General features: G+C 71.2%; 21 protein-coding genes. 10 read left to right on the top strand and 11 right to left on the bottom strand.

Features of this window, described 5'->3' with window-relative positions; translation table 11 throughout:
- Positions 1-19: 19 nt before the first annotated feature.
- Complete coding sequence (locus OV427_RS23735; protein ID WP_267858436.1) at positions 20-418, top strand: nuclear transport factor 2 family protein; 399 nt, start codon at positions 20-22, stop codon at positions 416-418.
- A gap of 140 nt (positions 419-558) precedes the next feature.
- Complete coding sequence (locus OV427_RS23730) at positions 559-2,988, top strand: ABC transporter permease (RefSeq protein WP_267858435.1); 2,430 nt, start codon at positions 559-561, stop codon at positions 2,986-2,988.
- A 19-nt stretch (positions 2,989-3,007) separates the two neighbouring features.
- On the opposite strand, the gene OV427_RS23725 is transcribed toward OV427_RS23730, so the two are convergent.
- Positions 3,008-4,252, bottom strand: coding sequence for a hypothetical protein (locus OV427_RS23725; protein ID WP_267858434.1), 1,245 nt, complete (start codon positions 4,250-4,252; stop codon positions 3,008-3,010).
- A 211-nt stretch (positions 4,253-4,463) separates the two neighbouring features.
- Between OV427_RS23725 and OV427_RS23720 the strand changes: the two genes are divergently transcribed.
- From OV427_RS23720 to OV427_RS23705, 4 genes are read left to right on the top strand one after another with little or no spacing between them, the layout of a single operon-like run.
- Positions 4,464-5,690, top strand: a complete 1,227-nt coding sequence (locus OV427_RS23720; protein WP_267858433.1) for an acyltransferase family protein — start codon at positions 4,464-4,466, stop codon at positions 5,688-5,690.
- A 10-nt stretch (positions 5,691-5,700) separates the two neighbouring features.
- Positions 5,701-6,756: an ABC transporter substrate-binding protein gene (locus tag OV427_RS23715; protein ID WP_267858432.1), complete on the top strand. Its 1,056-nt coding sequence runs from the start codon at positions 5,701-5,703 to the stop codon at positions 6,754-6,756.
- Entirely contained in the window at positions 6,753-8,420 is a 1,668-nt protein-coding gene (locus OV427_RS23710; protein WP_267858431.1) for an ABC transporter permease, read from the top strand. Before OV427_RS23715 ends, OV427_RS23710 begins: the two co-directional genes overlap by 4 nt.
- On the top strand, positions 8,420-9,454 hold the full coding sequence (locus OV427_RS23705) for an ABC transporter ATP-binding protein (protein WP_267858430.1): 1,035 nt from the start codon (positions 8,420-8,422) through the stop codon (positions 9,452-9,454). The genes OV427_RS23710 and OV427_RS23705 overlap by 1 nt, the downstream gene beginning before the upstream one ends.
- A gap of 16 nt (positions 9,455-9,470) precedes the next feature.
- Here OV427_RS23705 and OV427_RS23700 read toward each other — a convergent pair whose 3' ends face one another.
- Together OV427_RS23700 and OV427_RS23695 are read right to left on the bottom strand one after the other, a co-directional pair.
- A complete protein-coding gene (locus OV427_RS23700; protein WP_267858429.1) occupies positions 9,471-10,049 on the bottom strand; it encodes a DUF2911 domain-containing protein in 579 nt (192 codons plus the stop codon).
- Positions 10,050-10,176: 127 nt separating this feature from the next.
- Positions 10,177-10,734 (bottom strand): GNAT family N-acetyltransferase, encoded by a 558-nt coding sequence (locus OV427_RS23695; RefSeq protein ID WP_267858428.1) that lies wholly within the window; start codon positions 10,732-10,734, stop codon positions 10,177-10,179.
- 190 nt (positions 10,735-10,924) lie between these two features.
- Between OV427_RS23695 and OV427_RS23690 the strand changes: the two genes are divergently transcribed.
- Entirely contained in the window at positions 10,925-12,139 is a 1,215-nt protein-coding gene (locus tag OV427_RS23690; protein ID WP_267858427.1) for an MFS transporter, read from the top strand.
- A gap of 42 nt (positions 12,140-12,181) precedes the next feature.
- The gene (locus tag OV427_RS23685) at positions 12,182-12,451 is read left to right on the top strand and encodes a DUF2277 domain-containing protein (protein ID WP_163991533.1); all 270 of its coding nucleotides are present in this window, start codon (positions 12,182-12,184) and stop codon (positions 12,449-12,451) included.
- A 1,229-nt stretch (positions 12,452-13,680) separates the two neighbouring features.
- Here OV427_RS23685 and OV427_RS23680 read toward each other — a convergent pair.
- From OV427_RS23680 to OV427_RS23665, 4 genes are all read right to left on the bottom strand, one after another.
- Positions 13,681-14,400 (bottom strand): SDR family NAD(P)-dependent oxidoreductase, encoded by a 720-nt coding sequence (locus tag OV427_RS23680; RefSeq protein WP_267858426.1) that lies wholly within the window; start codon positions 14,398-14,400, stop codon positions 13,681-13,683.
- Positions 14,401-14,485: 85 nt separating this feature from the next.
- Positions 14,486-15,079 carry an RNA polymerase sigma factor gene (locus tag OV427_RS23675; protein WP_267858425.1) on the bottom strand — a complete coding sequence of 198 codons (594 nt, stop codon included), beginning with the start codon at positions 15,077-15,079 and terminating at the stop codon, positions 14,486-14,488.
- Positions 15,080-15,158: 79 nt separating this feature from the next.
- Complete coding sequence (locus tag OV427_RS23670; protein WP_267858424.1) at positions 15,159-16,073, bottom strand: fatty acid desaturase; 915 nt, start codon at positions 16,071-16,073, stop codon at positions 15,159-15,161.
- Positions 16,074-16,116: 43 nt separating this feature from the next.
- A complete protein-coding gene (locus OV427_RS23665; RefSeq protein WP_267858423.1) occupies positions 16,117-16,788 on the bottom strand; it encodes a phosphatase PAP2 family protein in 672 nt (223 codons plus the stop codon).
- A 104-nt stretch (positions 16,789-16,892) separates the two neighbouring features.
- Here OV427_RS23665 and OV427_RS23660 point away from each other — a divergent pair, with 104 nt between their 5' ends.
- Positions 16,893-18,005, top strand: a complete 1,113-nt coding sequence (locus OV427_RS23660) for a GNAT family N-acetyltransferase (protein WP_267858422.1) — start codon at positions 16,893-16,895, stop codon at positions 18,003-18,005.
- A 7-nt stretch (positions 18,006-18,012) separates the two neighbouring features.
- Here the strand turns inward: OV427_RS23660 and OV427_RS23655 are convergent, their stop codons facing one another.
- From OV427_RS23655 to OV427_RS23640, 4 genes are all read right to left on the bottom strand, one after another.
- A complete protein-coding gene (locus tag OV427_RS23655; protein ID WP_267858421.1) occupies positions 18,013-19,368 on the bottom strand; it encodes a metal-dependent hydrolase family protein in 1,356 nt (451 codons plus the stop codon).
- Positions 19,369-19,411: 43 nt separating this feature from the next.
- Positions 19,412-21,268: a hypothetical protein gene (locus tag OV427_RS23650; protein ID WP_267858420.1), complete on the bottom strand. Its 1,857-nt coding sequence runs from the start codon at positions 21,266-21,268 to the stop codon at positions 19,412-19,414.
- Between the two features lie 152 nt (positions 21,269-21,420).
- On the bottom strand, positions 21,421-23,277 hold the full coding sequence (locus OV427_RS23645; RefSeq protein ID WP_267858419.1) for a hypothetical protein: 1,857 nt from the start codon (positions 23,275-23,277) through the stop codon (positions 21,421-21,423).
- A 6-nt stretch (positions 23,278-23,283) separates the two neighbouring features.
- Entirely contained in the window at positions 23,284-24,744 is a 1,461-nt protein-coding gene (locus tag OV427_RS23640) for an MATE family efflux transporter (protein WP_267858418.1), read from the bottom strand.
- A 303-nt stretch (positions 24,745-25,047) separates the two neighbouring features.
- On the opposite strand from OV427_RS23640, the gene OV427_RS23635 reads away from it, so the two are divergent.
- On the top strand, positions 25,048-26,112 hold the full coding sequence (locus OV427_RS23635) for a gamma carbonic anhydrase family protein (protein WP_267858417.1): 1,065 nt from the start codon (positions 25,048-25,050) through the stop codon (positions 26,110-26,112).
- The last annotated feature ends 30 nt before the right edge of the window (positions 26,113-26,142 follow it).

The following is a 26,142-nucleotide window of genomic DNA, read 5'->3' as shown; positions in this document are numbered from 1 at the left end:
CAATTTCCCGGAGGAGTCCATGTCCACGACGAACCTCGACACCGCGCTGCGCTACCTCCAGGCCCTGGAGAACGGAGTGGCGGGCGAAGCACTGGCGCCCTTCTTCCACCCGGATGCGGTGCAACGCGAGTACCCCAATGCGCTCACCCGCAACGGCCAGACGCGGGAGCTGAAGAAGCTGCTCGAGGACTCGGAGCGCGCGAAGACGCTGCTGTCGTCGCAGCGCTACGCCGTGCGCGGCACGATGGAGCAGGGCGACACCGTGGCGCTGGAGGTGGACTGGACGGGCACGCTCGCGGTGCCGCTGCGCACGCTGGCCGTGGGGGCGGAGCTGCGCGCCGCCTGCGGCATGTTCCTCACCTTCAAGGACGGCCGCATCCTCTCGCAGCGCAACTACGACTGCTTCGAGCCGTTCTGAGCGCTCCCGTGACGACGCCTGTCCGGATGCGGGAATGAAGATTCCCAGCGCCGGGCACGTGTGTCTCCCGCCGTGCCTGCCCGCCGTCCGGGCGGGGTTGGCCGTGCGGGCTGGCATGGTCCATGCTCCCGGGTCCTGGAATGGACACCCTCCTCCAGGACCTCCGGCTCGCGCTGCGCCGGCTGCGTCGCAGCCCCACCTTCACGGTGGTGGCGGTGGCCACGCTGGCCCTCGGCATCGGTGCCAATGTGGCCATCTTCAGCGTGGTGCATGCGGTGCTGCTGCGGCCACTGCCCATGCGCGACGACGCCCGGCTGGTGCGCCTGTACACGGTGGGCAGGCAGGGCCCCGGCCCCACCTCGCCGTTGGACTTGAGGGACGTGCGCGAGCAGGCCCGTGCCTTCGAGGGCGTGGTGGGCCTGGCGAGCGCGGCGGTGACGCTGGGGGCCGACGGCCCGGAGTCCTCGCCGGAGAAAATCCAGACGGGGCTGGTGTCGGCGGAGTTCTTCCAGGTGCTCGGCGCGGGCGTGCAGCTGGGCCGGGGACTCCAGGCGGGCGACGACGCACCGGGCGCGCCCCAGGTGGCGGTGCTCTCCCATGGACTGTGGCAGCGGCGCTTCGGCGGCAGCCCGTCCGTGCTGGGCCGCTCGTTGGATTTGGGCGGCCCGCAGCCGTGGACGGTGGTGGGCGTGGCGGCGCCCGGCTTCGACTTCCCCGCGCGCTCGGAGCTGTGGACGCCCCTGCAATGGGACGCGAGCATGGTGAAGTCGGAGGCACGCGGCGCGCACTGGCTGGAGGTGTACGGCCGGCTCGCCCCGGGTGTGAGCCTGGAGGAGGCGCGCACGGAAGTCTCCGGTATCGCCCGCCGGCTGGCCGAGCAGTACCCGAAGACGAACGCGGACACGGGCGCCAGCGTGGAGCTGCTGCGTGACGTGCTGCTGGGCAACGTGCGGCCCTCGCTCCTGCTGCTCCTGGGGGCGGTGGGGCTGGTGCTGCTCATCGCCTGCGCCAACCTCACGCATCTCCTGTTGGCGCGCGCCACCTCGCGAGAGGGGGAGCTGTCCGTCCGGCTGGCCCTGGGCGCCAGCCGGGGCCGCCTCGCGCGCGAGTTGCTGCTGGAGAGCGCGCTGCTCTCCGTGCTGGGCGGCGGGGCGGGCCTGCTCGCGGCGATGTGGGCGCTGGATGCACTGGCCCTCTTCGGCCCCCGCGACATTCCGCGCATCGACGAGGTGGCACTCAATCGCACCGTGCTGGCCTTCACGGCCGGGCTGGCGGTGCTCACCACGTTCCTCTTCGGGCTCGTGCCGGCGCTGCACGCCGCGCGGGCGGACCTGGGGCGCGGCCTGCGCGCGGTGAGCGGCGGCGGTGGCACCAGCGCGCATCGCCACCGCACGCGCTCGGTCCTCATCATCGGGGAGACGGCGCTCGCGGTGCTGCTGCTGGTGAGCGCGGGCCTGCTCCTGCGCAGCTTCGTCCACCTGCGCGGCGCCGAGCCGGGCTTCCAGCCCGAGGGCGTGCTGACGGTGAGGATGGAGCTGCCACCCCTGCACTACCGCTTCGGCAGCGCCGCACCCGAGGCCTTCTACGACTCCCTGCTGGAGCGGGTGCGCGCGCTGCCTGGCGTGAAGGCGGCGGGCGCGGTGAGCCTGCTGCCCATGGACGGGGGCATCAAGTGGACCGTCCCCCTGAAGGACGCGCATCGGCCCTCGGCTCCGGGGGATGCGCCGTGGGAGACGCGGGTGCGCATCATCACTCCGGGAGCGCTGGAGGCGCTGCGCGTGAAGGTGCTGCGCGGCCGGGGCCTGACGGCGGAAGACAGGGGCGGGCGCGTGGTGCTCGTCAGCGCCGAGGCGGCGCGCCGCTTCTGGCCCGACGAGGACCCTGTCGGCCACACCGTGAGCACGGAGATGGACTGGGGCAACGGCGCCTTCGGAGGCCGGGTGGTGGGGGTGGTGGAGGACCAGGCCCTCGACGGGCTCGGGGCGCCCGCCGTGCCGGAACTGTTCGTGCCCTACGAGCAGGCGCGAGGCACCGGCATGACGCTGCTCGTGCGCACGGACGGAGAGCCGCTCGCGCTGGCGTCGGCGGTGCGCGCGGAGCTTCGCGCCCTGGACGCGAGCCTCGCGGTCAGCAGCGTGCGCACGCTGTCCTCGGTGGTGGACGGCACGGTGGCGCCGCTGCGCTTCTACCTGCTGCTGGTGGGGCTCTTCGCGGGCGTGGCGCTGCTGCTCGCTGCGGTGGGGCTCTACGGCGTGGTGGCGTACGCGGTGCTGCAGCGCACGCGCGAACTGGGCATCCGCATGGCACTGGGCGCGCGGGAGCGGCAGGTGACGGGCCTGGTGCTGGGCCGCTATCTGGGTCTCACCGCGGCGGGCCTGGTGGTGGGGCTCGGCCTCGCCGCCGGGGCCAGCCGCGCGCTCACACACCTGCTCAGCGGGGTACGCCCCGTGGACCCGATGACCTACGCGGGAGTGGTGCTGGTGCTCGGCGCGGTGGCCTTCCTCGCCGCGCTGCTGCCGGCGCGCCGGGCCGCCCGTGTGCCGCCCGCGATTGCGCTGCGAGGGGACTGAAGCAAGGGCCGGGACGCGCTCAGGGCTCGAGCGGGTTCCGGTGGTGGAAGCTTCTCGGCTTGAGCGTGAAGGACATCCACTCGGTGGGCATGTTGACCTCGTCCTCGTCACGAGGCGTGTGCAGGTGCCGGTTGACGTACCAGACCACCAGGTCCTGCCCATCCACGGATTGGCCGTCGACCATGGCGCCCACATTCGAAGGAGCGGAGGCGCAGGTCGACCTGATGTGGGGAGGGAAGTTCCTCACCGCGAGCGTCTCGCAGGCATTGAACCGGGTGACCCAGACCTCGTGTTGGGACCAGGGCTCATCGGTGGTGACCTGTCCGGTCCACAATCCATCGAGCTTGGGGACGAGCTCATAGCCCACGCTGCGCCCGTCGCTGTTGGTGAGTTGCTTGTCGTAGATGTGCCACGTCGAATAGGCCTCGGCGACGATGTCATGGGCGGACTCGGTCAGGATGGGCGTCTCCACGTTCGTCCAGCAGGTTCCCGGCGTGGCGCAGGTGCTCCCGGGAGACGGGGCCGTGGACGGCTGGAGGGTCATCCGAGCGATGGCGTCGTTCGCCGAGCCACCGAGGTCGAAGTCCATCCGGTAATAGACGTTGTGCATGTGGGTGAGCCCGTAGGACGGCGTCGGGTTCGCCACGGAGTCCATGCGACTGCCATAGGGCGCATAGGCCACGGTCGTCCCGTAATACGCGAGCCGCCCCGTCATCCCCAGCATGGGCTGGATGGTCCCATCATCGTGGAACTCCCACCGGTTGATGTACGTGTACGTGCCGAGCTGCGAGGCCATGGTCACCGAGACGAGCTCGCCCCGCTGGAAGGTGGTCGACAACTTCCAGGCGTAGCCGCGGTCCTCGATGTTCACGCAGATGCGGTTGTTGGCCAGCAGCGTGCCTCCCGCGCACTCCGCCTGGCTCAGCTGGATGGCCCTGACGCCCAGCCCCTCGGAATCCCGGGTGACGTCCAGGAGGCGGGGCGTGCCCACGAGATAGGGGACGTGAATCTCCGCGATGGCCGCCTGCGAGAGCACCACCCGCGACGTGCCTCCCCGAGGCGTGAAGGAGGCATTCCGGATGGACAACCCCTCACACGGGCAGCTCTGGACGGAGAACGCCCACCGCGTGCCCGAGGTGAAGGTGCGGTCCACGGCCGATAGGGCGGTGCACGCCGCGTAGCTGCACGCGGCCTCGGCGGGCCGGGCGAAGCCAAGCAGGACCCCCAGCCCCACGAGCCCTGAGATGAGGCGATACCCGGACATGTTTCCCCCTTGTCGGCGAAGGACCGCGACGAAGGGGGTGGAGTTAGGGAGGCGCGCGCCGGAGCGGCAACGGCTCGGGGTGCAGCCCGCCTGCGCGGCGCAGGACACATCCGCGGGGCGCCGCCGCAAAGTGGCGGGGTGGGTCTTTCCGGCCCACGCTCCGGTGCTACAGCCATGGGAGCCCGCCGCTCCCGGGACGAGGGTTCGCACCGTGACTTCCGCGCAGACTTCCCCCCGGTTCGATGGGCTCGACACGCTCCGAGCGGTCGCCATCCTGCTGGTGTTCGCCTACCACTACAGGGTGTTCGTCAGCGGCGAGCCGACCTTCGGCTGGGTCAGCACCGTGGGCTGGACGGGGGTGGACCTGTTCTTCGTGCTGAGCGGTTACCTGATTGGAAACCAGCTCCTCTCCGGCGTCACGAAGGGGAAGTCGCTGTCGCTGCGAGCGTTCTACCTCCGACGCCTGCTGCGGACGCTGCCCAACTACTACGTGGTGCTGGCGCTGTACTTCACGCTGCCCACGCTCATGGGCGGCAAGACGCCCCCGCCGCTGTGGCGCTTCCTCACCTTCACACAGAACCTGTGGCTGCAGCCGGGCACGGCATTCTCCCATGCATGGTCGCTGTGCATCGAGGAGCAGTTCTACGTCCTGCTCCCGCTGGTCATCGTCGGCGCGCTGCACTTCGGCCGCTCCCTGTCGAAGCGGGTGGCCTGGTTCGCGCTGGCGGGGCTGATGGTCGCCGGTGTCACGCTGCGCTGCGTGCTGTGGTTCCGGTACGGACTGGAGGAGGGCGGCGCCGTCGAGGGCTACTACCCGAACATCTACTACTCCTCGTTCTGCCGCTTCGACGAGTTCCTGCCCGGTGTGGCCATCGCCATGCTGAAGAACTTCCATCCAGAACTCTGGAAGCGCGTCACCGGCCGGGGCGGGGCCACGCTGGGCGCGGGAGTGCTCGCCACCACGGTCCTCTTCGCGCTGCTCGCGCGGTACTACTACATCGACGGCTACGGGTACGGCTTCGCGATGACGGGCTTTGGCTACTCGCTGGTGGCCTGCGCCTTCGCGCTGCTGGTGGTGGCTGCACTGAGCCCGGGCTCGCTGCTGTACCGCGTGCGAGTGCCGGGCGCCGCGCCGCTCGCGGCGTGGTCCTACGCCATCTACCTGACGCACAAGCCGCTCGCCCACATCGCGCGGGAGCAACTGAAGCCCTGGGGCCTGGGCAGCGGCACCACCGTGGCCATCATCGCCGCCCTCTGTCTGCTCGGAGGTTGGCTGCTGTACCGCTTCGTCGAGACGCCGTTCATGCGGCTGCGAGACCGCTACCACCCCACGAACTTCCACACCGCCGCGCGCGAGCCCGAAGCCGCGGTGGCCGAAACCCATGCATCCCCGCCGCAACCCGACGCAGCGGTGACTTTCCGCTCCCGTTCCGCATAATCCCCGGCGAATGCCCTCTCCTGCCCTGGTCCGGGGCGCCGGCCTGGCCGCCGTGCTCGCCCTGCTCGCCCTGCTCGCCGCGTGCCGCATCGAGTCCGCCGCGCCCGCGTCAGGCCCCGTGGCCGCGCGCGAGGGCGCACCGTCCGGAGACGTGTGGGTCTACACGTCCATGTATCGGCACGTGCTGGACGCGCTGGACCCGCTGCTGAAGGAGAAGCTCCCCGGCGTTCAGGTGCACTGGTACCAGGCCGGCAGCGAGAAGGTGGCCAGCCGGCTCGAAGCCGAGCGCGCCGCGGGCGCCGTGCGCGCGGACCTGCTCGCCACGTCGGACCCGTTCCTCTACGAGCGGCTCGCTCGCGAGGGCGCCTTCGCGCGCTACGCCTCGCCCAACGTGCTCCGGGTGCCCCGCTCGCTGGTGGACCTGGACGCGCGCTACGCGGCCATCCGCCTGTCCACCATGGTGCTGGTGCACCGCCAGGGCACCACGCCTGTGCCGTCGTCCTTCGCTGAGTTGGCGGACGGACGCTGGAAGGGGCGCGTGGCCATTGGTGACCCGCTCACGTCGGGCACCGCCTTCACCTGGGCGGTGTTCTGCCAGGCGAGGTACGGCGACGCCTTCTTCACCGGCCTGCGCGAGCGCGGCGCCATCGTCGCCGGAGGCAACGCGGCGGTGCTCCAGAAGGTGGAGAGCGGCGAGGCGGACGCCGGAGTGCTGCTGTTGGAGAACGCGCTGGCGGCCCGGGCTCGCGGCAGTCCCATCCAGGTGGTGTGGCCCACCGATGGCGCCGTGGTCATCCCCGGCCCGGTGGGCCTCTTCGCGACGACGCCCAACCCGGTGGCGGCGAAGGCCGTGCTGGACGTCCTCCTGTCCCCCGAGGGCCAGCGCCTCATCGTCGAGAAGGGCGACATGCACGCGGTGGACCCCAGGCTCGGCGGGCCGCGGGGTGAGCCCGGTGTGGACGCGCTGCTGGAGCGCGCGCAGCCGTGGACACCCGCGCTCGTGGAGCGGGGCCTCACGCGCGGTGGGGACGTCAAGGAGTCCTTCACCCGGGCGTTCTCCCGATGAGCGCGCACGCCGCGCGAGGGCGGTGGCTCGGGCTGGGCGCGTGGCTGGTGCCCGTCCTGTTCTTCGCCGTCGGCCCCGTCGTCGTGCTGCTCCTGCGCGGAGTGGGGACGCATGGGGACCTGTCGTGGCTGGCCTCGGAAGGTGGGGCGCTGGGGAACACGCTGACGGTGTCCACGGGGGCCGCGCTGCTGGCGCTGGTGCTCGGCACACCGCTGGCGCTGCTGCTGTTCCGCACGGACCTGCCGCTGCGTGGGACGTTCACGGTGCTGTTCACCCTGCCCTCCGCCATTCCCGCGTTCATCTGGGGCATGGGGTGGCTGTCCCTCGCGAGCCCCCGGGCGGGCTACCTCAACCGACTGTTGGGCGAGGGCACTTTCGACATCTACGGCCCGGCGGGCATCGCCTTCGTGGAGGGACTCTCGGGTCTGCCGCTGGTGCTGCTCGCCGGGGCCGCCGCGTTCCGTCGGGTGGACCCGGCGCTGGAGGAGGCCGCGCGCGTGTGCGGCGCCTCGCCGGTGCGCGCGCTGCTGACGACGACGCTTCCGCTGGCCCTGCCGTCGCTGCTGTCCGGCGCGGTGATGGTGTTCCTCATGGCGGCGTCGTCCTTCGGCGTGCCGTACCTCCTGGGCGTGTCGGCGTCGCCGCCCACGCGCGTGCTCACCACGCGCATCTACGAGTTGGTGCTGCTGGGCGGAGACGCGGGGCTGGCGCGTGCGTCGGTGCTGGCCACGGGACTGCTGCTGCTCGTGCCCCTGGCGCTCGTGGCGACGTGGGCGCTGGGGCGCTCGGGCCGTGTGCGGTTGAGCGCGGGCAAGGGTGTGTCCTCCCGCCTCTTCCCCCTGGGCCGAGCGCGGGGGCCGGCCACGGTGGCGGTGGGCGTCACCTGCGCGGTGTGGGTGCTGCTCCCGCTGGCGGCCATCCTCCTCACGTCCATGCAGCGCAGCTTCGGCGCGGACCTGGCGTGGCGGGAGTTGACGCTGGCGCACTGGTCCGGCGTGCTGCTGGAGCCGCGCACGCTGCGCGCCACCGGACGCAGCCTGCTGCTGGCGGCGGGCGCGGGCGGGCTGGTGTGCGCACTGGGGCTCGCGGCGGCGGTGCTCCAGCGAGGTTTCCGCCGCGCGGGCGCGGGAGTGGAGGCGCTCGCGGTGTGGCCCTACGCCGTGCCGGGCACGGTGCTCGCGCTGGCGCTGCTCCTCGCCTTCTCGCGCGACCTACGCTTCATCCTGTTGGGCCGCGTCGCCTTCGTACTCGCTCTGGCGCACACGCCGTGGCTGCTGCTCATCGCGTACGCGGCGAAGTACCTGGCGCTCGGGGCGCGGAACAGCGCGGAGGCGCTGGCGCAGATTGACCCGTCGCTGGCGGAGGCCGCGCGGGTGAGCGGCGCGGGTCCGCTGCGGGCGTTCGTGGACGCGCCGCTGCCGCTGCTCCGGCCGGCGCTCGTGGTGGCCTTCGTGCTCGCGTTCCTCGCGTGCGCGACGGAAATCACCATGTCCGTGCTGCTGGTGCCAGCGGGCTCGGAGGTGCTGGGCACGCTGCTGTTCGAATTGCAGAGCTACGCGGACCCGGCGGCGGCGGCGGTGCTGGCGTGTGCCTTCGTCGCGCTGGTGGTGGTGGGACAGGCGGTGCTCGCGCGGATGGGCCGGCGCGCGGTGGAGGTGCGGTGATGGCGGCGCTCGCGCTGGAGGGCCTGTTCAAGTCGTACGGCACCACGCCGGTGGTGCGCGGCCTCAGCCTGGACGTGCGCGAGGGAGAGCTGGTGTCGCTCCTCGGCCCCTCGGGCTGCGGCAAGACGACGACGCTGCGCATGCTCGCGGGACTGGAGCATCCGGACACAGGCGTCATCCGCATCGGCGGGGAGACGGTGGCCGGGCCCGGAGTCCGCGTCCCGCCCGAGCGCCGTGGGCTGGGCATGGTCTTCCAGAGCTACGCCGTGTGGCCGCACCGCTCCGTGGAGGAGAATGTCGCGTACCCGCTGACGCTGCGGCGCATGCCGAAGCCGGAGGTGGCGTCACGTGTGAAGGAAGCGCTGCGCTGGGTGCGGCTGGAGGCGCTCGCCACGCGGAGGCCACACGAGCTGTCGGGCGGACAGCTCCAGCGCGTGGCGCTCGCGAGGGCGCTGGTGGCGGGCCCGCGCGTGTTGCTGCTGGACGAGCCGCTGTCCAACCTGGACGCGGCGCTGCGCGAGGAGCTGCGCGCGGAAATCGCCGCCCTGCGCGCGAGGCTGGGCACCACCATGGTCTTCGTCACGCACGACCAGGGCGAGGCGCTCGCGCTGTCGGACCGCATCGCGGTGATGAACCAGGGTGTCATCGAGCAGGTGGACACCCCCGAGCGCCTCTACCGCGAGCCCGCGACACCGTTCGTCGCGGGCTTCGTCGGAGGGGCGAATGTCCTCGTGGGCCACGTGCGAGACGGGGAGTTCCACACCGCACAGGGGGACGCGAAGTTCCCCCTGCCCGCGGGCATGGTGGCCCCGGACGGCCCGTGCACGCTGGTGGTCCGCCCGGAGGACCTGGAGCTGGGCGGAGAGGGCACGCTGCTGCCGCTCTCCGCGCGGCTGTTCCTCGGACACGCGGCGGAGTACCGCTTCCCGGTGGGCGGCACGCTGCTGCGCGTGGTGGGTCCCCCGCGCGACGCGCGCGCGGGGGAATTGCTGGCCGTGCGCATCGGGAAGGCGAAACGGTTCGCCTCCCGGTGAGCGAAGGCCGTGTGGCTCAGCCCTTCTTCGCCGGCTTCACGGGGACGGAGACCTGCGTGTTCTCCCACGCGAAGTTCAGCGCGGTGCCCTTGTCGTCCAGGGCGATGGTGAACGCCTCATGGGTGTCGACGCTCTTCTTCGCCGGCACGTCGACGCGCAGGGCGTCCTGGTCCTTGTTGTACTTGTAGGCGCCCCACTCGCCGAGGTCCTTGTTGAAGATGAGCGTCCACTTGTCGGCCTGCGGAATGGCGAAGACCGCGTAGGTGCCGGCCGCGAGCTTCTTGCCCGCGACTTCGAGGTCACCCGTGGTGGTCAGCTCCGTGGCGGCATTCGCGCCCAGGCGCCACACCTCGCCATAGGGCACCAGCTTGCCAAAGATGACGCGCTTCTCGCCCGTCTTCGGGTCCTGCATGCGCGGCGAGCTGTAGGTCACCTTCACGTACGTCTTGTCGTCCAGCTTCTTCGCCGTCATCTGCAGCGGGCTGACGGGAGCCTTCTCGGGGGCAATGGTCTTCTGCGCCAGCGCGGGCGTGGCGGCGAGGAAGACGAGCGCGGCCAGGGTCGGAATGCTCAGCGTGGTGCGGCGGTGCGTCATGGGTGGGCTCCTCTGTCGTGAAGGAAGGGCGGAAGCAGCGCCGGACCGTACCATCCGGCCAGACGGGGGCACCCCCGCCTCTTCCGGGGCCATGCAACGCTGAACAGGCCCGCCCATTCCCCGACAGTCAATCGTGCAGCGGCAAGGCGACGACGGCCCACTCGTCCGTGGCGTCCCGGTACGTCTTCAGCAGCTCGAAGCCGACGCGGGTGTGGGCCCGCATCGAGCGCGTGTTGCGCGTGGCTACCTCCGTTACCGTGCAGTCGAAGCGCGTCCCGTAGCCTTCGCGGTGCCCGCGGTAGAGGGCGTCGAACACGCCCTGGCCCCGGTACGCCTCGGCCACGCACACCTGGCCCATGACGTAGTAGCGGTAATCACCCAGCGGGCGCCCGCGCCAGCTCAGCGTCTCGAAGAGCTGGAACATGGGCTCGAGGAGGGGGACGAAGGCGCGCGCCTCCACCGGCATCACCAGCGCATAGCCCGCAAGCGTGTCGCCGTCCTTCGCGATGACGCTCGGCGCGAGCGCGTGCATCCGCTGCAGCCCGTCCAGCGTGTGCGCCACCGTCAGGAAGCCCTCACGCGCGGCCTGCTCGGGGGACACGTGTTGCTTCAGATTGGCGGCCTGGAGCTGGAGTATCTGCTCCAGCTCCTCGCGCCGCGTGACGAGACAGGTCCGTGGAGCCATGGTGTGCCCGTTCTAACGGGCATCCACCGTCCCCGTGAAGACACAGTCGCGGTCCGAAAAGTGCCGCAAGTGTGCCGGTCCGCCCGGGCCCCGTCCGCGCCCGAGCAGGCGTGCGTTGGCCACGCTGCTCCGCCGGAAACTGTCGCTGGCGTCATGTCCGCGTCCCGTGGCATCCACGGCTCACGCCGCCATGCAACGTCCGAGCTCCCGCACCTCCGGGTCCATCCTGGCCCTCGCCTATCTCGCCTTCATCAGCCTCGGGCTGCCCGATGCGCTGCTCGGAGTCGCCTGGCCGTCCATGCGGGATGGAATGGGCCTCCACCAGGCGCTCCTCGGTGCGCCTGTCGCCGTCGCGGCGGGCTCCTACTTCCTCTCCGGCATGCTCGCCGGCAGGCTCATCCAGGGCCTGGGTATCGGCCTGCTACTGACGGGGAGCACGGCGCTCGTCGCCGCGAGTGTCCTGGGCATCTCCGCCGCCCCTGCCTTCGCACTCATCCTGCTGGCGTCGCTCCTGATGGGCTTCGGCTCTGGCGCCATCGACGCCGCGCTGAATACCTACGCGGCCCGGAACTTCGGGCCGAAGCACATGTCCTGGCTCCACGCCGCGTACGCGGCCGGCGCCACGGTGGGGCCGGCCATCATGACCACCGTCCTCAGCCGTGGTGGCTCCTGGCGGGTCGGCTACGCGGTGGTTGGCGGGCTGCTCGCCGCCATGGTCATCGCCTTTGTCGTGTCGCGCAGACGCTGGGACACGCCGCCCTCCGAGGCGCCGGTGGTTCTGGACGCGCCCGGTGGCAGCGGCCCGGTGCCGGAGGAAGCGCCGCGCGTCAGCGGCCGGACGGCCCTGCGCAGCGGCACGGTCTGGCTGCAGCTGGCCATCTTCTTCTTCTACACGGGCATCGAGGTCTGCGCCGGGCAGTGGAGCTACACGCTGCTCACGGAGGAGCGCGGCCTCTCCGGGACGGCGGCAGGGACCTGGGTGGCGGCCTACTGGGGTGGGCTCTTCGCGGGGCGGCTCGTGCTGGGACTGGTGGTGGAGCGGCTGGGGCAGGTCCGGATGATCCGGATGGCCACCGTGGGGGTGGTCCTCTCCGCGGCCTTGTTCGCCATTCCAGGGCTCGCACTGGGGGCCATCGCGCTGCCGCTGCTGTCATTCTCGCTCGCGTCCATCTACCCGGGGCTCATGGCCGAGACGCCCAGGCGCGTCGGGGTGCACATGGCGCCGCACGCGGTGGGCTTCCAGGTGAGCATGGCGACGCTGGGCATCGCGGTGCTGCCGAACATGGCTGGCCTCGTGAGCGAATACGCCGGCCTGCGGGCCATCGCACCGATGATTGCCTGCTTCGCGCTGGTGCTCTTCGTGCTTCACGAGCGGCTCGTCGCCACCGCCGACCGGGCGGCCTGAGTGGCCTTGCCCGTGCGCCCCGCACGCTCCTAGCCTTGGGGCATGTGCCGGAACATCAAGCCCCTGTTCAACTTCGAGCCGCCCGCTACCGACGACGACATCCGTGCGGCGGCGCTGCAGTTCGTCCGCAAGATTGCCGCCACGCGCAAGCCGTCGAAGCAGAACACCGATGCGTTCGACATCGCCGTGGAGGAGATCTACCAGAGCTCCAAGCGCATGCTGGACGGGCTGGTGGCCACGACGCCGCCGCGTAATCGGGCGCGGTTCGAGGAGTTGAAGCGGCTGCGGTTCAAGAAGGCGGAGCAGCGCTGACGCTGGCAGTCGGGTGTTGAGCACTCTCACGCGGCGCTAATCGCGACCTGTCTTTCGTTGGCGCTACCCTGAGCAGGCTGTCGCTGCCACGGGGGAAGTCATGCGCTGGCGCCACGGTGTGATGTCCGCGGTCTTGCTCCTGACCGGAACGGGATGCCCGCATGACCACATGCGGGATGGCTTCATCGACCGCGCCGCGCGCAAGGACACGAAGGAGGCTCAAGAGCAGGAGTGCCCTCCTGGGCAGACCTGGAAGTGGGACTGCCCCCAGAAAGAAGGTGACGACGAAGAGTGCGACTGGAGATGCAAGTGAAGTGGCGGCCCCTGCTAGCGGCTCTCGCGGGCTTCCTACTTCCGCTTCCCGTCGTTTTCGTCGTCGCCGCTGGGCGGGACTGGCCCGCGAACAGGCCCCCAGCGCAAGAGCCTCAAAGGAACATGGAGACGGCAAGCCCCGTCCTGACCCTCGATGAACGCCGGGCACTGCTGACTCATGAGCGGCCGTGTGAGAAGGCGGAGGACTGTGAGCCCCCGCTCGGATGCCTCTCATTCCCGAGCGGCACAGCCCTCTGCCTGTCCAGCGAGTGTCGGACGGACCTTCAATGTGACGAGGGCTTCACCTGCAAAGCGTTGCGGAGCCGGGGCCATGGGCCATGGGTACGCCTTTGTGTCGTCCAGGGACTGGCGGATGAAGGCGCGCCCTGCTCGTCCGCGTTCACGTACACCCGCGAGATGGTCTGCCGCCCAGGGCTTCTCTGCAACGGCTACTGCGGCCGCCCGTGCGAGCTTGGGGAGCCAGGAACCTGCCCTGAAGGCACCACCTGCCTGGACGGGAGAAACGGGCCCTCTTGCATGCCCACCTGTGATGGACGCGCCTGCCCTGAAGGACAGGAATGCGTACCCTTCAAGAAGGGTGTCTCGGCATGTGCTCGCATCCAGGGAGACAACTGTCAGCGCCAGGCCTGTCCTGAAGGGACCTCGTGCAGCGTGAGCTATCTGCCCGGACGCCCGGGGGAGGTTGAGATGGAGTGCACGCGTCGATGCGGTGCGGACCATCCCCCCTGTCCCGAGGGCACCGTCTGCGAGCAGAAGAAGTGCCGGCGTCCATGTGATTCGAAGAATGCCCAGGCCTGCGGCCCGCTGGAGACCTGCGCCTATTTTCCCGGCACGCGACGCTGGCTCTGCGACGTGAGTCTCCGCGAACCGTCACCGCGTTGAAGAACGCGAGCGCGCTACCACCGCCCCGCGTGCGCGCCGCCGTCGACGTGGAGGATTTCGCCGGACACGAAGCCCGCGGAGTCGAGATACAGCACCGCGTCCACCATCTCCGGCACCGTGCCCACCCGGTTCGCCGGGCTCATGCTCTTGAGGAAGCCGTGCTTGTCCGGCGTGTGCATCGGCGTGTCGATGGCACCCGCAGCCACCGTGTTCACGCGGATGCCATGCGGCGCGTACTCGATGGCGAGCGCACGCGTCGCCGCTTCGATGCCACCCTTGGTGAGGATGGAGAGCGCACCGGGCACGCCCGCCATGGGCTGCCTGACGAGGGATGTCCCGATATTCACCACGTGCCCCGACTTCCGGCCCACCATGTGCCTCAGCACCGCCTGCGTCATGTGGAAGAAGCCGGCGACGTTCGTCGACAGCAGCGTCGCGTAGTCCTCGGGTGTGAAGTCGGTGAACGGCTTGGAGATGAACGTCCCCGCGTTGTTCACCAACAGGTCCACCCCGCCGAACCGCGACAGTGCCTCATCCACCACCCGCCTCGCCGTAGACACCTCGCCCACGTCGCCATCCACCAGCGCGAGCCGGTTCGACGCGGAGAGCGCGCCTGACTTCGACACGTGCCGCGACGTGCCGACGACGGAGTAACCGCGCTCTACCAGAGCCTTCGTGAGCCCCAGGCCGATACCACTCGACGCGCCCGTGACGATTGCCACCTTGCCTGCCATGTCTGCCGCTCCTTCGAGGGACGGGCGAAAATGCCCGCTCACAGACACGTAGGTCGCGCCCCGGGCGCGCGTTACACGGGCCCCGTCAGTCCCACGGCTCGTCCACGAGGGGCCCGTCCTCATCCTCCGGGAAGCCGCAGGAGCGCAGGTGCTCCCTCGCCCGGTGCACGAGGACGCGCACGTAGCCGTCCGAGATGCCGAGCACCTTCGCGACCTCCTCTCGCGGTTGCTCGTCGATGAGGCTCAGCTTCACCACACTCCGCTGGAGCCGGCCCATGCGGACGATGCAGCCGTTCACCCGGGCCAGCTCCTCGGCCTGGGCAATCAGCTCATCGCTCGTCGTGTCCTCGCGCGGGGTGGCGGCCGCTTCGAGCAGCAGCCTCGCCCGCTGCCGCCGCGAGTGCTTCCTCCGCCAGTTCTGCACGTTGTGCTGGAGGATGACCGTCAGCAGCTTCAGCGAGTCCTCCGGCGCTCCCGAGATGGCCCGCGCCTCCGGGAGCTGGAAGAACGAGATGAAGCTGTCCTGCACCGCGTCCAGCGCCTCCTCCGCGTCCAGCCCCCGGCTCCGCGCCAGGGCCAGCAGCCTCGCGCGGTGCTCATGTACGAGGACCGCCACCCAGCTCAGGAAGCCAGGAGCTGACTGTCGCTCCCCTGCTCGGACGGCTTCGTTGTCGGCCATGGCTTCGTGACTCCTGGATTCGGGTCCTGAGCGCATAGGTCGCCACCCGGGCAGGTGTTACAGCGCGCACTCCCGGTATCTATCGGCGTGCCTCGCCGGGCGCATCCGCAACCACGGGCCGGGGCCCGCGCCAGAAGCGCACGAAGGCCGTGAGGTAGCCCGGCCGCTCGCGCGTCGTGTCGTCATGGCGCGGCAGGTACAGCCACGGCACTCGCGGGTGTTGATGGTGCGCCAGGTGCCAGTTGAAGTGCAGCAGCAGCGACTCGTACAGCGGATGGGCTCGCAGGTTGTGTGCCCCGTCCAGCACGTGCCGGGGACTGTGCGCGTGGGTGACGTACTGCTGCGCCGACCAGTTGAGCCCATACAGCGCGTACAGCAGCAGGTACCGCCCGGGAGACAGGTCCAGCGCAAGCACCAGCCCCACGTGCAGCAGCACCACGCCGATGCACTCCAGGCGGATGCGGCGCATGAAGGACTCGGGGATGCCCTCCACCATGGCCACTGCGGACGGGTCCTTCACGAGCCGGCCCCGCAGCGCCCCGGGCGCCACCAGCACCACCGCCATCGCCAGGGGCACCAGCAGCCAGAATCCTCCCAGGTAGAGCGCGTAGAAGGTGAGGCGCTTCCGCCGCACGTCGTCGCCCGGGTAGTACAGGTCGAACATCTCCGCGTCGCTTCGGTTGCGGCGGTGGTGCCCCAGGTGACACGCGCGCAGGAAGGAGAACGGCCCCGGGAAGAAGGCCGCGAGCAACACGCCGAAGCCCTCGTTGACCGCCGGGTGCGCATGGAAGACGCGGTGCTCCGCCTCATGCAGCAGCGAGTACAGCGGCAGGAAGAGGAACGAGAAGGCCACGCCTGCGCCCAGCACCCCGAGCCACCCTTCCGCGTGCGAGGCCACCCACTGCAAGGCCACGCCCCCACTGATGATGCCGAGCGCCAGTGCCACGTTGAGCCGCCCCGGTGGCGTGGGGATATCCACGGACGCGCCGCTCATCGCGCACGCCTCCCCGAGACCATGGCAAACAGTGACCGGCCACTCACGGGCTCACCTCTCCCGAAGTCCTGCCCGCGAGGACGGGCGTCACATCACCGCGCCCCTGCGCCACGCCGCGCCACCGCCGGAAGAACACCGCATGCGCCGCGAGCGCCACCGCCACCCCACCCAGCACATCCACCACGAAGTGCTGCTTCACGGTGAGCGTGGACACGGAGATGAGCGCGGCCCACACGAGCCACAGTCCCCCCGCGCGCCGGTGCCGCAGCCGCAGCGCTCCGAGCACGGTGACGGCGACGTGGAGACTCGGGAACGTGTTGCCCGGCAAGTCCTGCGACCACATCACCCGGAACTGCTCACGCCAGTACGGGGACGCAATCGACTCCACCGGCGGGCGCGGGAAGTGCGACGTGAAGAGGAAGAAGCCCAGGTAGCACAGCGCATTCACCGCCAGCACCGCGCCCAGCATGCGCACGTACTCCTCCGCCTCCAGCGCCCAGGCCGCCACGAGCGGGAAGACGAAGAAGGACGTGTAGACGGCGTACGTCCACGGCAGGAAGGGAATGGCCGCGTCCACCGGCAGCGACAAATCGACGCGCGGCGGCAGGTGCGCGTTGAGCCACCAGTAGCACTGGAAGGTGCCCACGAGGACGACCACCGTGGTGGCCAGGCGGCCGGCGAAGCGGCGGTTGAGGCGCAGCAACAGCTCCCGCATGGCCCTTCCTTCCGTACCCCTCGGGCGAACGGGCCCGGATGTGAGCACGGCGCCGTGCCCGGCGCCAACGCGCGGCCCGCACCGGGTAGGCTCACCGCCGCCGCATGAGCCTCCTCCGACGCGCCACCCGTAACGACAACCCGATGCTGCTCGACCTGTTCGGCGCGGTGCCGATGCAGGGCGAGCTGGTCCTCTCCACCCAGCGCGCCCCGGACTACTTCGCCCTCTTCGACATGCAGCGCGGGGACGCCGAGGTCTGGGTCCACCAGGGCGAAGTGGCGGACCGGCTCGACGGCATGGGCGCCATCCACGTGCGCGACGGCTGGCTGGACGGCCGCCCGTGCCGCGTGGGCTACCTCGGAGACCTGCGCACCCGCTTCGCCGCGCGCCGGGCCCGTGGACTCGCCCGCTACTTCGGCCCCGTGCTGGAAGAGACGGCCGAGCGCCTGGGCGTGGACACCTTCCTCACCGCCGTCATGGCCTCCAACGCCACCGCCCTCCAGGCCCTGGTGCGCCGCAAGCCCGGACGCGAGGCCCAGCCCCACTACGCCCTGCTGCGCCGCTTCTCCGCCGTCTCCGTCCAGTTCCTCCTCCGCCGCCGGCCCCGCCCCAGCGCCTTCACCGTGCGCCGCGCCACGCCCGCGGACGTGCCCGCCATCGCCGCGCTCCTCGACGCGGACCACCGCGCGCGTCCCTTCGGCTACCGCTTCGACACCGGCGAATTGGAGCACCGCTTCGCCCGCTGGCCGGGGCTGCGCGTGGAGGACACGTACCTCGCCTTCGACGCGAGCGGGCGGCTGGTGGGCTGCACCTCCGCGTGGAACCCCGAGGCCGTGAAGCGCTACCGCGTCCACGCGTACCGGGGCGGCATGCGCTGGGTGCGGTTCGGGTGGAATGCCATGGCGTCCGTGGTGCGGGCGCCGCGCCTGCCCGCGCCAGGCAGCGACTTCCGCTACTTCTACCTCTGCAACACCAGCGTGCGCGGCGAGGACCCCGCCATCTTCCGCGCCCTGCTGGAGCAGGTGTACGCGGACTTCCACGGCCAGGGCTTCCACTTCTTCACCCTCTACCAGGGCGAAGACGACGCGCTGGCCCCGGCGCTGAAGGGCTTCCTCCAGCGCCGGCTCGACTTCCACCTCTACGCCGTCACGCCCGCCTCGCGCCCGCGCGACACCTTCCCGCCCGGGCGCACCGGCTTCGAAATCTGCCTGCCGTAGTCGCGGGTCACCGCGCGGCGCTCGGCGCCTGGGGCTCCGTGTCGTTCCGGTAGACGACGCCCTCCTTCATCACGAAGAAGACGCCTTCCGTCTTGCGGATGTCCTGGAGCGGGTTGCCCGGCACCGCCACCACGTCCGCCAGCTTCCCCGGCTCCAACGTGCCCAGCGTCGAGGACACACCCAAGAGCTCCGCCGCGTTGACGGTGGCCGCGCGCAGCGCCTCCACGGGCGGCAGGCCCGCCTCCACCATCAGAGCGAACTCGCCCGCGTTGCGCCCGTGCGCGAAGACGCCCGCGTCCGTGCCAAAGGCAATCCGCACGCCCTTCGCAATCGCCTTGCGCAGCGCCTGCCTCCGCGCCTCGTCCACCGCGCGGACCTTCTTGATGTTCTCCTCCGGCAACATCCCCTTGTCCGCGCGCTCCCGCACGCCCTGGAAGGCCATGGCCGTGGGCACGTACCAGGTGCCCTTCTTCTTCATCAAATCCAGCGCCTCGTCATCCAGCAGCGAGCCGTGCTCGATGGAGTCCACGCCCGCGCGGATGGCCCGCTTCGCCCCTTCCGCCCCGTGCGCGTGCGCGGCCACCTTGCGCTTGCGCGCGTGCGCCTCGTCGACGATGGCATCCAGCTCCGCCTGCGTGAGCTGCGGCGAGTCCACGTCCGAGTTCAGGCTCAGCACCCCGCCCGTGGCGCACACCTTGATGAGGTCCGCGCCGAACTTGAGGTTCTCCCGCACCAGGGCGCGCAGTGCCTCCGGGCCGTTCGCCACGCCGCGCGTGGACTCCTCCGCGAGCACGCCCTTGCGGAAGGAGTTGCCCCCGTCGCAGTGCCCACCCGTGCTCCCCAGCCCCACCGTGGCGGCGATGATGCGCGGCCCCACCACCGTGCCCCGGCGGATGGAGTTGCGCAGCCCCACGTCGATGAAGTCCGGCGCCCCCAGGTTGCGCACCGTGGTGAAGCCGGCCATCAGCGTCGCGCGCACCTTCGGCAGCGACTCCAGTGTCTGCTCGGGGATGGTCCGCTGCAGGTCGTCGATGAGGTCCTGACGCCAGTCCGGGCCCGGCTCGCCCGTCAGGTGCGTGTGCGCGTCCATGAAGCCCGGCAGCAACGTGGCGTCACCCAGCTCCACCACGCGCGCTCCGGCGGGGACATTCGCGCCCGCCCCCACCGCCGTCACCTTCCCGTCCTGCACCACCACCACGCCCGGCGTGACGAGCTTCCCCGCCTTCGCGTCGAACAGGCGCGCGGCCTTGAGGACGTAGGACGTTGGAGCCCCCGCCACGGGAGCGGCGGGTGGAGGCGCCTCCGCCGCGGAAGCGACAGAGGACAACAGGACGAGAGAGGCCAGGAGGAGCGAGCGTCGCATGGGACGCATTGGCCTCCTTCCGGACCGCGCGAGTCAAGCCACCTCACTCCGGCGTCAGCGACAGACTCCAGGCCCCCGGGTAGCTGCCTTCCGACAGCCAGAGCGCCACCACATGGGTGCCCGACTGCGACGCGGTGAACGAGCTCCCCGCCGGCACCCGCTGCGGGTCGCCGGGCTTCGAGATGGACACGAGCGTGGAGGGTGACGCGTCGACCTTGTACGTGCGGCCCGCCTCCAGCGTGACGGTGAAGACGTCCAGGTCGTTCTCCGCCTCGAAGCTGCCCGACGCGGGCAGCGCCAGCGGGGCGGCCTGGCTCGAGACGCCCGTGAAGTCATCGGTGCCCACCCGCTCCACCTTCAGCGTGTGGGCCTCCAGGAAGGACGTCGACAGCACCGTGACGGTGAGCGACGCGACGCCATTGACGGTGACGTGCTTGGAGCTCACGCGCTCCTGCTCCGAGCCGCTTCGCGAGCCATAGGCGTTGAGGCTCATCAGGCACTCGGGCTCGCAGCTCGCCACGTAGACGCCGTCCGGGTCGGTCTCGAAGGCGAGCGTGTCGAAGTCCGAGCTGGAATGGGCGCGCACGGAGATGGGGACACCCAGCGGAGAGCGGGCCGCGTCCGCGACGTAGGTGGGGTGGTCATCCGGGCCCAGGTCCTCCAGCACGAGCTGGAAGGGCTCGTCCGACATGCCGTTCCGGGGAGGCGTGAGCTTGAGGTGATACGCGCCCGCCCCACCGGCGGGAATCGGAAGGTAGGCGTTGGCGGCAATCGCCCCCAGGCGCTTCCCGGCGCTGTCGAAGAGCTGGAGGTCCACGGGAAGCGCGGGCTGCTGCCGCAGCGCATAGGCGTGGCCCGCCACGGCCGTGAAGACCAGCTCGTCCACGTCCTTGCTCGAGTGCATCCGCACGGAGACGGGCACGCCGGCCGTCAGCCGCGTGGCGGTGGCCGACGTGTCTCCATGGTCATCCAGCCCCAGGTCCGTCAGCCGGCAGTCGAAGGTCAGGGGTGGGTCGCCCAGCGTCGGGCTCACCTGCATGAACCACGTCCCGGACGTGGTGGCCTTCATGTCCAGCCGGGGCTGGTTGCGCACTCCGAGCCCCTCGGCGGAGTCCACCACCCGGCCCGTGCCATCCATCAGCCGCAGCACCACGCCGGACTCCAGCGTCGGCAGCGCGCAGCTGAAGCGGTAGGCGTGGCCCGCCACGGCCTGGAAGCGGACGACGTCCTCGTCCCCCAGGAAGGTGCTCGTCACCTTGAAGGGCGCGTCGGACGGGTCCATTCCCGAGGCCCCCGCCGGGTAGTCGCCAAAGTCATCCAGCCCCATGTCCACGAGCTGGTACGTGTACGTCCCCGTCACGCCGCCGTCGCCGGACACCTCGACGTACCAGGTGCCCTCCTCCAGCCCCGTGAAAATCCACGAGCTCCGCTTGGAGTCGAGGACGAAGCTGCTCACCTGCCGGCCGGAGCCATCCAGCAGCCGCGGCAGGCAGCGGGGCAGCGAATCCGACTGCTGCCCGCAGTAGAAGAAGTAGGTGTGGCCGGCCTTCGCGGTGAAGGAGAAGAGGTCCCGGTCCGACTGGCCGCGCGTGCTGGCGTTGATGCGGCCCTCGTGCGGGCCGCCCAGGTCCAGCGGCGTGGCCTCTCCGGGCGAGCCTCCGTGGTCGTCCGGCGTCACGAAGGCGGCGACCTGGCACAGCAGCCCGGCGGAGTCCTCCCAGGCGCCGCAACGGCAACTGGGCTGGCCCGCGTTGGAGAAGCACGTGCCCGCCGTGCACCGCACGCCCTCGCAGGCGACCTCGTCGTCCGCCATCTCGAAGGTGGGGCCGCAGCCGGCGAGGGCGAGCAGCACGGTGACGACCAGGGGAGCGGCTCCCCCGCGGAGCGAAAAACGAAGCAAGTGCGGACCTCGGGTTGACGGCGCGCACTGGAGCTATGAATGGCCCCGCGCCCCGCCAACGCGCCGCACCCGCGCGGCGGCGGCCCCTGTTCCCCAGCGCACACGCCACCCGTCGGCCGGGTGGCAGTGGCGTCCGGAGTGATGGCCCGCGCTCACTGCTCGCGCAGCGTGAAGCGCCACGGCTGCTGCGTCAGGCCCGCGCCCCCGTGGACCCGCATGACGTACGTGCCGGCGCCATTCGTGGTGAACCCGTCACCGAACAACCACATCAGGGAGCCATTCGGGTCGGTCACCGTTATCGGGAGCCCGCTCACCGTCATGGACAACTGATACCGGCGCCGCATCACCAACTGCGCCGTGAAGACGTCTTCGTCCACGCCCGTATGGAGGATTCCGGACACGGTGGCCGGCAGCGTGAGCGGTGTCGCGTCGAGGGCGCTGTCGCCGTAATCGTCGGTGGCCACCTTCGTCAACCACAGGGTGAAGCTCTCGATGCCGGGCAGGGGTCGGAGCAGGAGCGTGCGGCGCTCCAGCCACGACGAGTGGACCAGGTACCGTCCGGGCCCCAGTTGGGCGAAGCCCGCCGGGACGCGACCCTGCGTGTCCAGGGACATGTCACACGCGGGCTCGCAGTCGACGCGGTAGATGCCCCCGGCCTCGGTGGAGAAGGCGATGGCGTCCGTATCCAGCGGCGACTCGAACCGGCCGGTGGCGACGGCCGCCTGTCCGATGAAGGTGGCGGTCTCCGGCGTGTCGCCGTGGTCGTCCGGCCCCAGGTCCACCCACGTGAGGAAGAAGGAAGGCAGCCAGGCGGAGCCCCGCGCCAGGACGAGGTAGTACGTCCCCTGCACCACCGGCTCGAAGCTCAGCGAGCCGGAGCTGCCCAGGGCCAGCGGCACCCCGGCGGCGTCGGTCACCCTCGCCTCGCACTCGTCCGCCCCTCCCGACTTCAGCGTGTAGATGTGGCCGGGCTCACCGGTGAAGGAGAGCACGTCCGTGTCGGCCCTCGACTGGAAGGTGACGGACACCGGGAAGCCGGGCATCAGCGGCGTGGCGCCCTCCACTCCGTCCGCGTGCTCGTCGGGACCCAGGTCGTCGAGCCGGCAGGAGGACGTCACCGGGAACGTTCCGGACGAGACGAGCAGCTCCACGAACCAGTCCTCCGTCCCCGTCGCCATCGCTCCGACGGCGGCCCGGCCCACCGCGAACTGCGGGAGGACCTCCAGCACCCGCCCGCCCGCCGTCGTCAGCCTCAGCTCATGGTAGATGGCGTTCGACTGCTCGCAGCTGAAGCGGTAGCCCTGGCCCGCGACGGCGCGGAAGGTGAAGACGTCACGGTCCCCCGGCGTGCTGTGCGTCACCGGGAAGGCGATGGGCTCGCGGAGGGCCTGGAGCCTCGTGGCGTCCTCGCGGCTGTCGCCATGGTCGTCCGCGCCCAGGTCCAGCAGCTGATACGTGTAGCTGCCCTCGAACGTCTCGTTGCTCACCTCCACGTACCAGGTGCCCGCCGTCTCCGGCCGGGCCACGCCCACCCACGTCACCCTGCCGTCCTCCAGCAACCGGCTCACGGTGAGCGGGGCCTGGTGGCCCGAGGCGTCCAGCAGGCGCAGCGTGCACTCCTCCAGCTTCACCCGCCCGCAGCGGAAGGCGTACGCGTGGCGCGCCTGGGCGGTGAAGGCGAAGAGGTCCCTGTCCCTCAGCTCCGAGCGCCGGCCGACCTGGAGCTCGGCCGTCCGCGCGGCCATGGGCAGCGTCAACACGGTGGCGTCCGCGGGAGAGGCCCCGTGGTCATCCGGCGCCTCGAAGGCGCTGACCTCGCAGTCCACCCCGGCCGCGGTCTCCCACTCACCGCAGCGGCACTGGGGCTGACCGCCGTTGGAGAAGCACCTGCCCGCCGTGCACCGGATGCCGGCGCACGCCTCCGCGTCGTCCGGCAACTCCACGGTGGAGCCACACGCGGCCAGGACGAGCCCGCACGCCAGGATGCTCGGGAGGAGCTGGAGGGACATGGGGCTTCAGACCTCGCGATGTTTCCAGGTGCCGCGCCGGAAGAGGATGACCGCCGCCACCGCCAGCACGGAGAAGGCGACGGCGATGGACAGGAAGACGCCCGAGGGCCCCATCCCCACCGGCCCGGCGAGCACCCAGGCCAGGGGCACCTCCAGCAGCCAGAAGCAGCAGATGTTGAGGAGGGTGGGCGTGGTGGTGTCCCCCGCGCCGTTGAAGGCCTGCGACAGCACCATGCCGAAGGCATAGAAGAGGAAGCCGCCGCTGATGATGCGCAGCGCGTGGGACGCGTGGGAGACGACCTCCGGCTCGCGGGCGAAGGCCGCCACCAGCGGCTCCGCGGTGACGAAGAACACGAGCCCCACCGTGCCCAGGAAGATGGCGTTGAGGCGGGCCGCCGTCCACACCGCCTGCTCACCGCGCTCCGGCTGCCGCGCGCCCAGGCTCTGCCCCACCAGCGTGGTGGCCGCGTTGCTCAAGCCCCACGAGGGCAGCAGCGCGAAGAGGACGATGCGCAGGGCGATGGTGTAGCCCGCCACCGCCGCGCTGCCGAACGTCGCGACGATGCGCGCCAGCACCACCCAGCTGGTGGTGTTCACCAGCGCCTGCGCGGTGCCCGCGCCGGACAGCTTCAGCATGGCCAGCATCGTCCCCGGCTCCAGCTTCAGGTGCTCGCGCCGCAGCTTCAGCCGACCGTCCCCGCGCACCAGCCGGTAGAGCTGGTACGCCACGCCGCAGCTGCGGCCGAAGGTCGTGGCCACCGCCGCGCCCATGACGCCCAGCTCCGGGAAGGGACCCACGCCGAAGATGAGCATGGGGGCGAGGACGATGTTGATGGCGTTGGCCAGCCACAGCACGCGCATGGAGATGGCCGCGTCCCCGGCGCCGCGGAAGATGGCGTTGATGAGGAAGAGCAGCAGCACGCTGCCCATGCCGCCCAGCATCACCTGCGTGTAGCGCACGCCGTGCTCCAGCACCCACGGCGAGCCGCCCATCAGCGCCATCAGCGGCCGCGCGAAGACGACGCCCGCCACGGCGATGGGGATTGCGAGCGCGACGCCCAGGCCAATGGCCTGCACCGCGGTGCGCGCGGCGCGCTCCGGGTCTCCCTCGCCGATGCGCCGGGACACCAGGGCCGTGGCGCCGATGCTCAGCCCCATGGCCGCCGCGTAGATGATGGTGAGCAGCGACTCCGTCAGCCCCACCGTCGCCACCGCGTCCGCGCCCAGGCGGCCGACGAAGAAGACGTCCACCACGGCGAAGACGGACTCCATCACCATCTCCAGCACCATGGGCACGGAGAGCAGGAAGATGGCCCGCCGTATCGGCAGCCGGGTGAGGTCCTGCCGCGTCCCGTGGACGGCCTCCTTCAAGGACGTCCACAGCCCGGGGGCCGCCACCTCGGGCAGACCTCCGGCCTCGACCACCGGCGACGGCTCCGCACCGGCGGGAGATGTATCCGACGACATTGCATGCCTCCGTGCCGACCTTGTGTCAGGAAGGTCCGACGGCGTCCAGGGACGGGACTGCCGCCGTCGCCTGACCCGGTGCGTGCGACCCGGACCCCGGGTGAGTCCTGGCCGCTGATCCACCCCGCGGCCGGGCGAGCGCTGCGCGGCACGCCTGACCGCCTGAGGGGAAACCCCGAGGATTCACCGCCCGACCCTGGACCTGAAGGCGAGGCGATCCGTCCAAGCGTCGGGGGGCCGACAGCCTACCTGCGCCGGAGGGCCGTCTTTAAGTCGGAGGGCCGGGTGTAGGGTGCTCACACAATGGGAATCAGCCTGCTACCCGTGAGCCCGCCCGGGGCACCCACCGGGGGGGCCGCGCACTTCAGTCTGGCCAGCAGCGCCCGGGTCCTGGGGACACTCCACCTGGGCCCTGGCGCCGTCATCGCCCAGGGCGCGGTGATTCGCTCCCATGGGGGCTCCGTGCGGCTGGGGGCGGGCGCGGCCGTGCTGGAGAATGCCACCGTCACCGGCGCGTCCGAGCACCCCGTCATCGTGGGCGAGCGGGCGGTGCTCGGCCACCGCTGCGTCGTGCTGGGCGCGGAGGTGGGGGCGCTGTCCGAGGTGGGCAGCGGCGCCATCCTCATGCCCTTCGCCCGCGTGGGCGCGCGCTGCCTCGTGGGTGAGGGCACCGTCATTCCCTCCGGCATGGTGGTACCGGACGAGTCGGTGGTGGAGGGCCGACCCGGCCAGCTCCTCCGCCGCGCCACCGCCGACGACCTGGAGCGACTGCGGCGGCTGCGCGGCGGCAATCTCTCCCTGCCCGGCCAGCCCCTCACCGCCTTTTCCGCGAGAGACCGCGCCGAGGATGCCCCCATGGGACAGCTCTACACGTATCGGGACAAGCACCCGCTCGTCCACCCGACGGCCACCCTCTTCTCCACCGCCGAGGTGTCCGGCGACGTGGTCATCGGTCCCGGCTGCATCATCGGGCCCGGGGTGAAGATTGTCGGCGACTCCGAGGGGCCGGTGCGCATCGGCGCGGGTGTGCAGGTGCTTTCGAATACCGTGTTGCACCTGCCACAGGACAGCAGCGGATTGGTGCTGGAGGACGGCGTCATCATCGGCCCGGGCTGCATGGTGCACGGCTGCCACGTGGGCGCCGGCACCCTGGTGGAGCCGGGCGCCATCCTCTGCGACGGCAGCCGCCTGGGCCGGGGCTGCATCGTGAGCGCGGGCAGCCTGGTGAAGCCGCTCTCCAGCTTCCCGGACGGCGCGCGGGTGGAGGGCTTCCCGGCGGTGCAGACGGGCACCCTCACCACGCCACCCCCCCCGCCGCGCTGGGCCCTGCGGCCGGAGGACCTGGCGGGCCTGCGGCGCGTGGGGTAGCCCGCCTCACGCACCGGCCCACCACGCCAT

Source organism: Pyxidicoccus sp. MSG2, from assembly GCF_026626705.1.
Taxonomy (GTDB): domain Bacteria; phylum Myxococcota; class Myxococcia; order Myxococcales; family Myxococcaceae; genus Myxococcus.
Note: the sequence above shows the minus strand (reverse complement) of the source record. Positions and strands in the feature narration are given on the sequence as shown.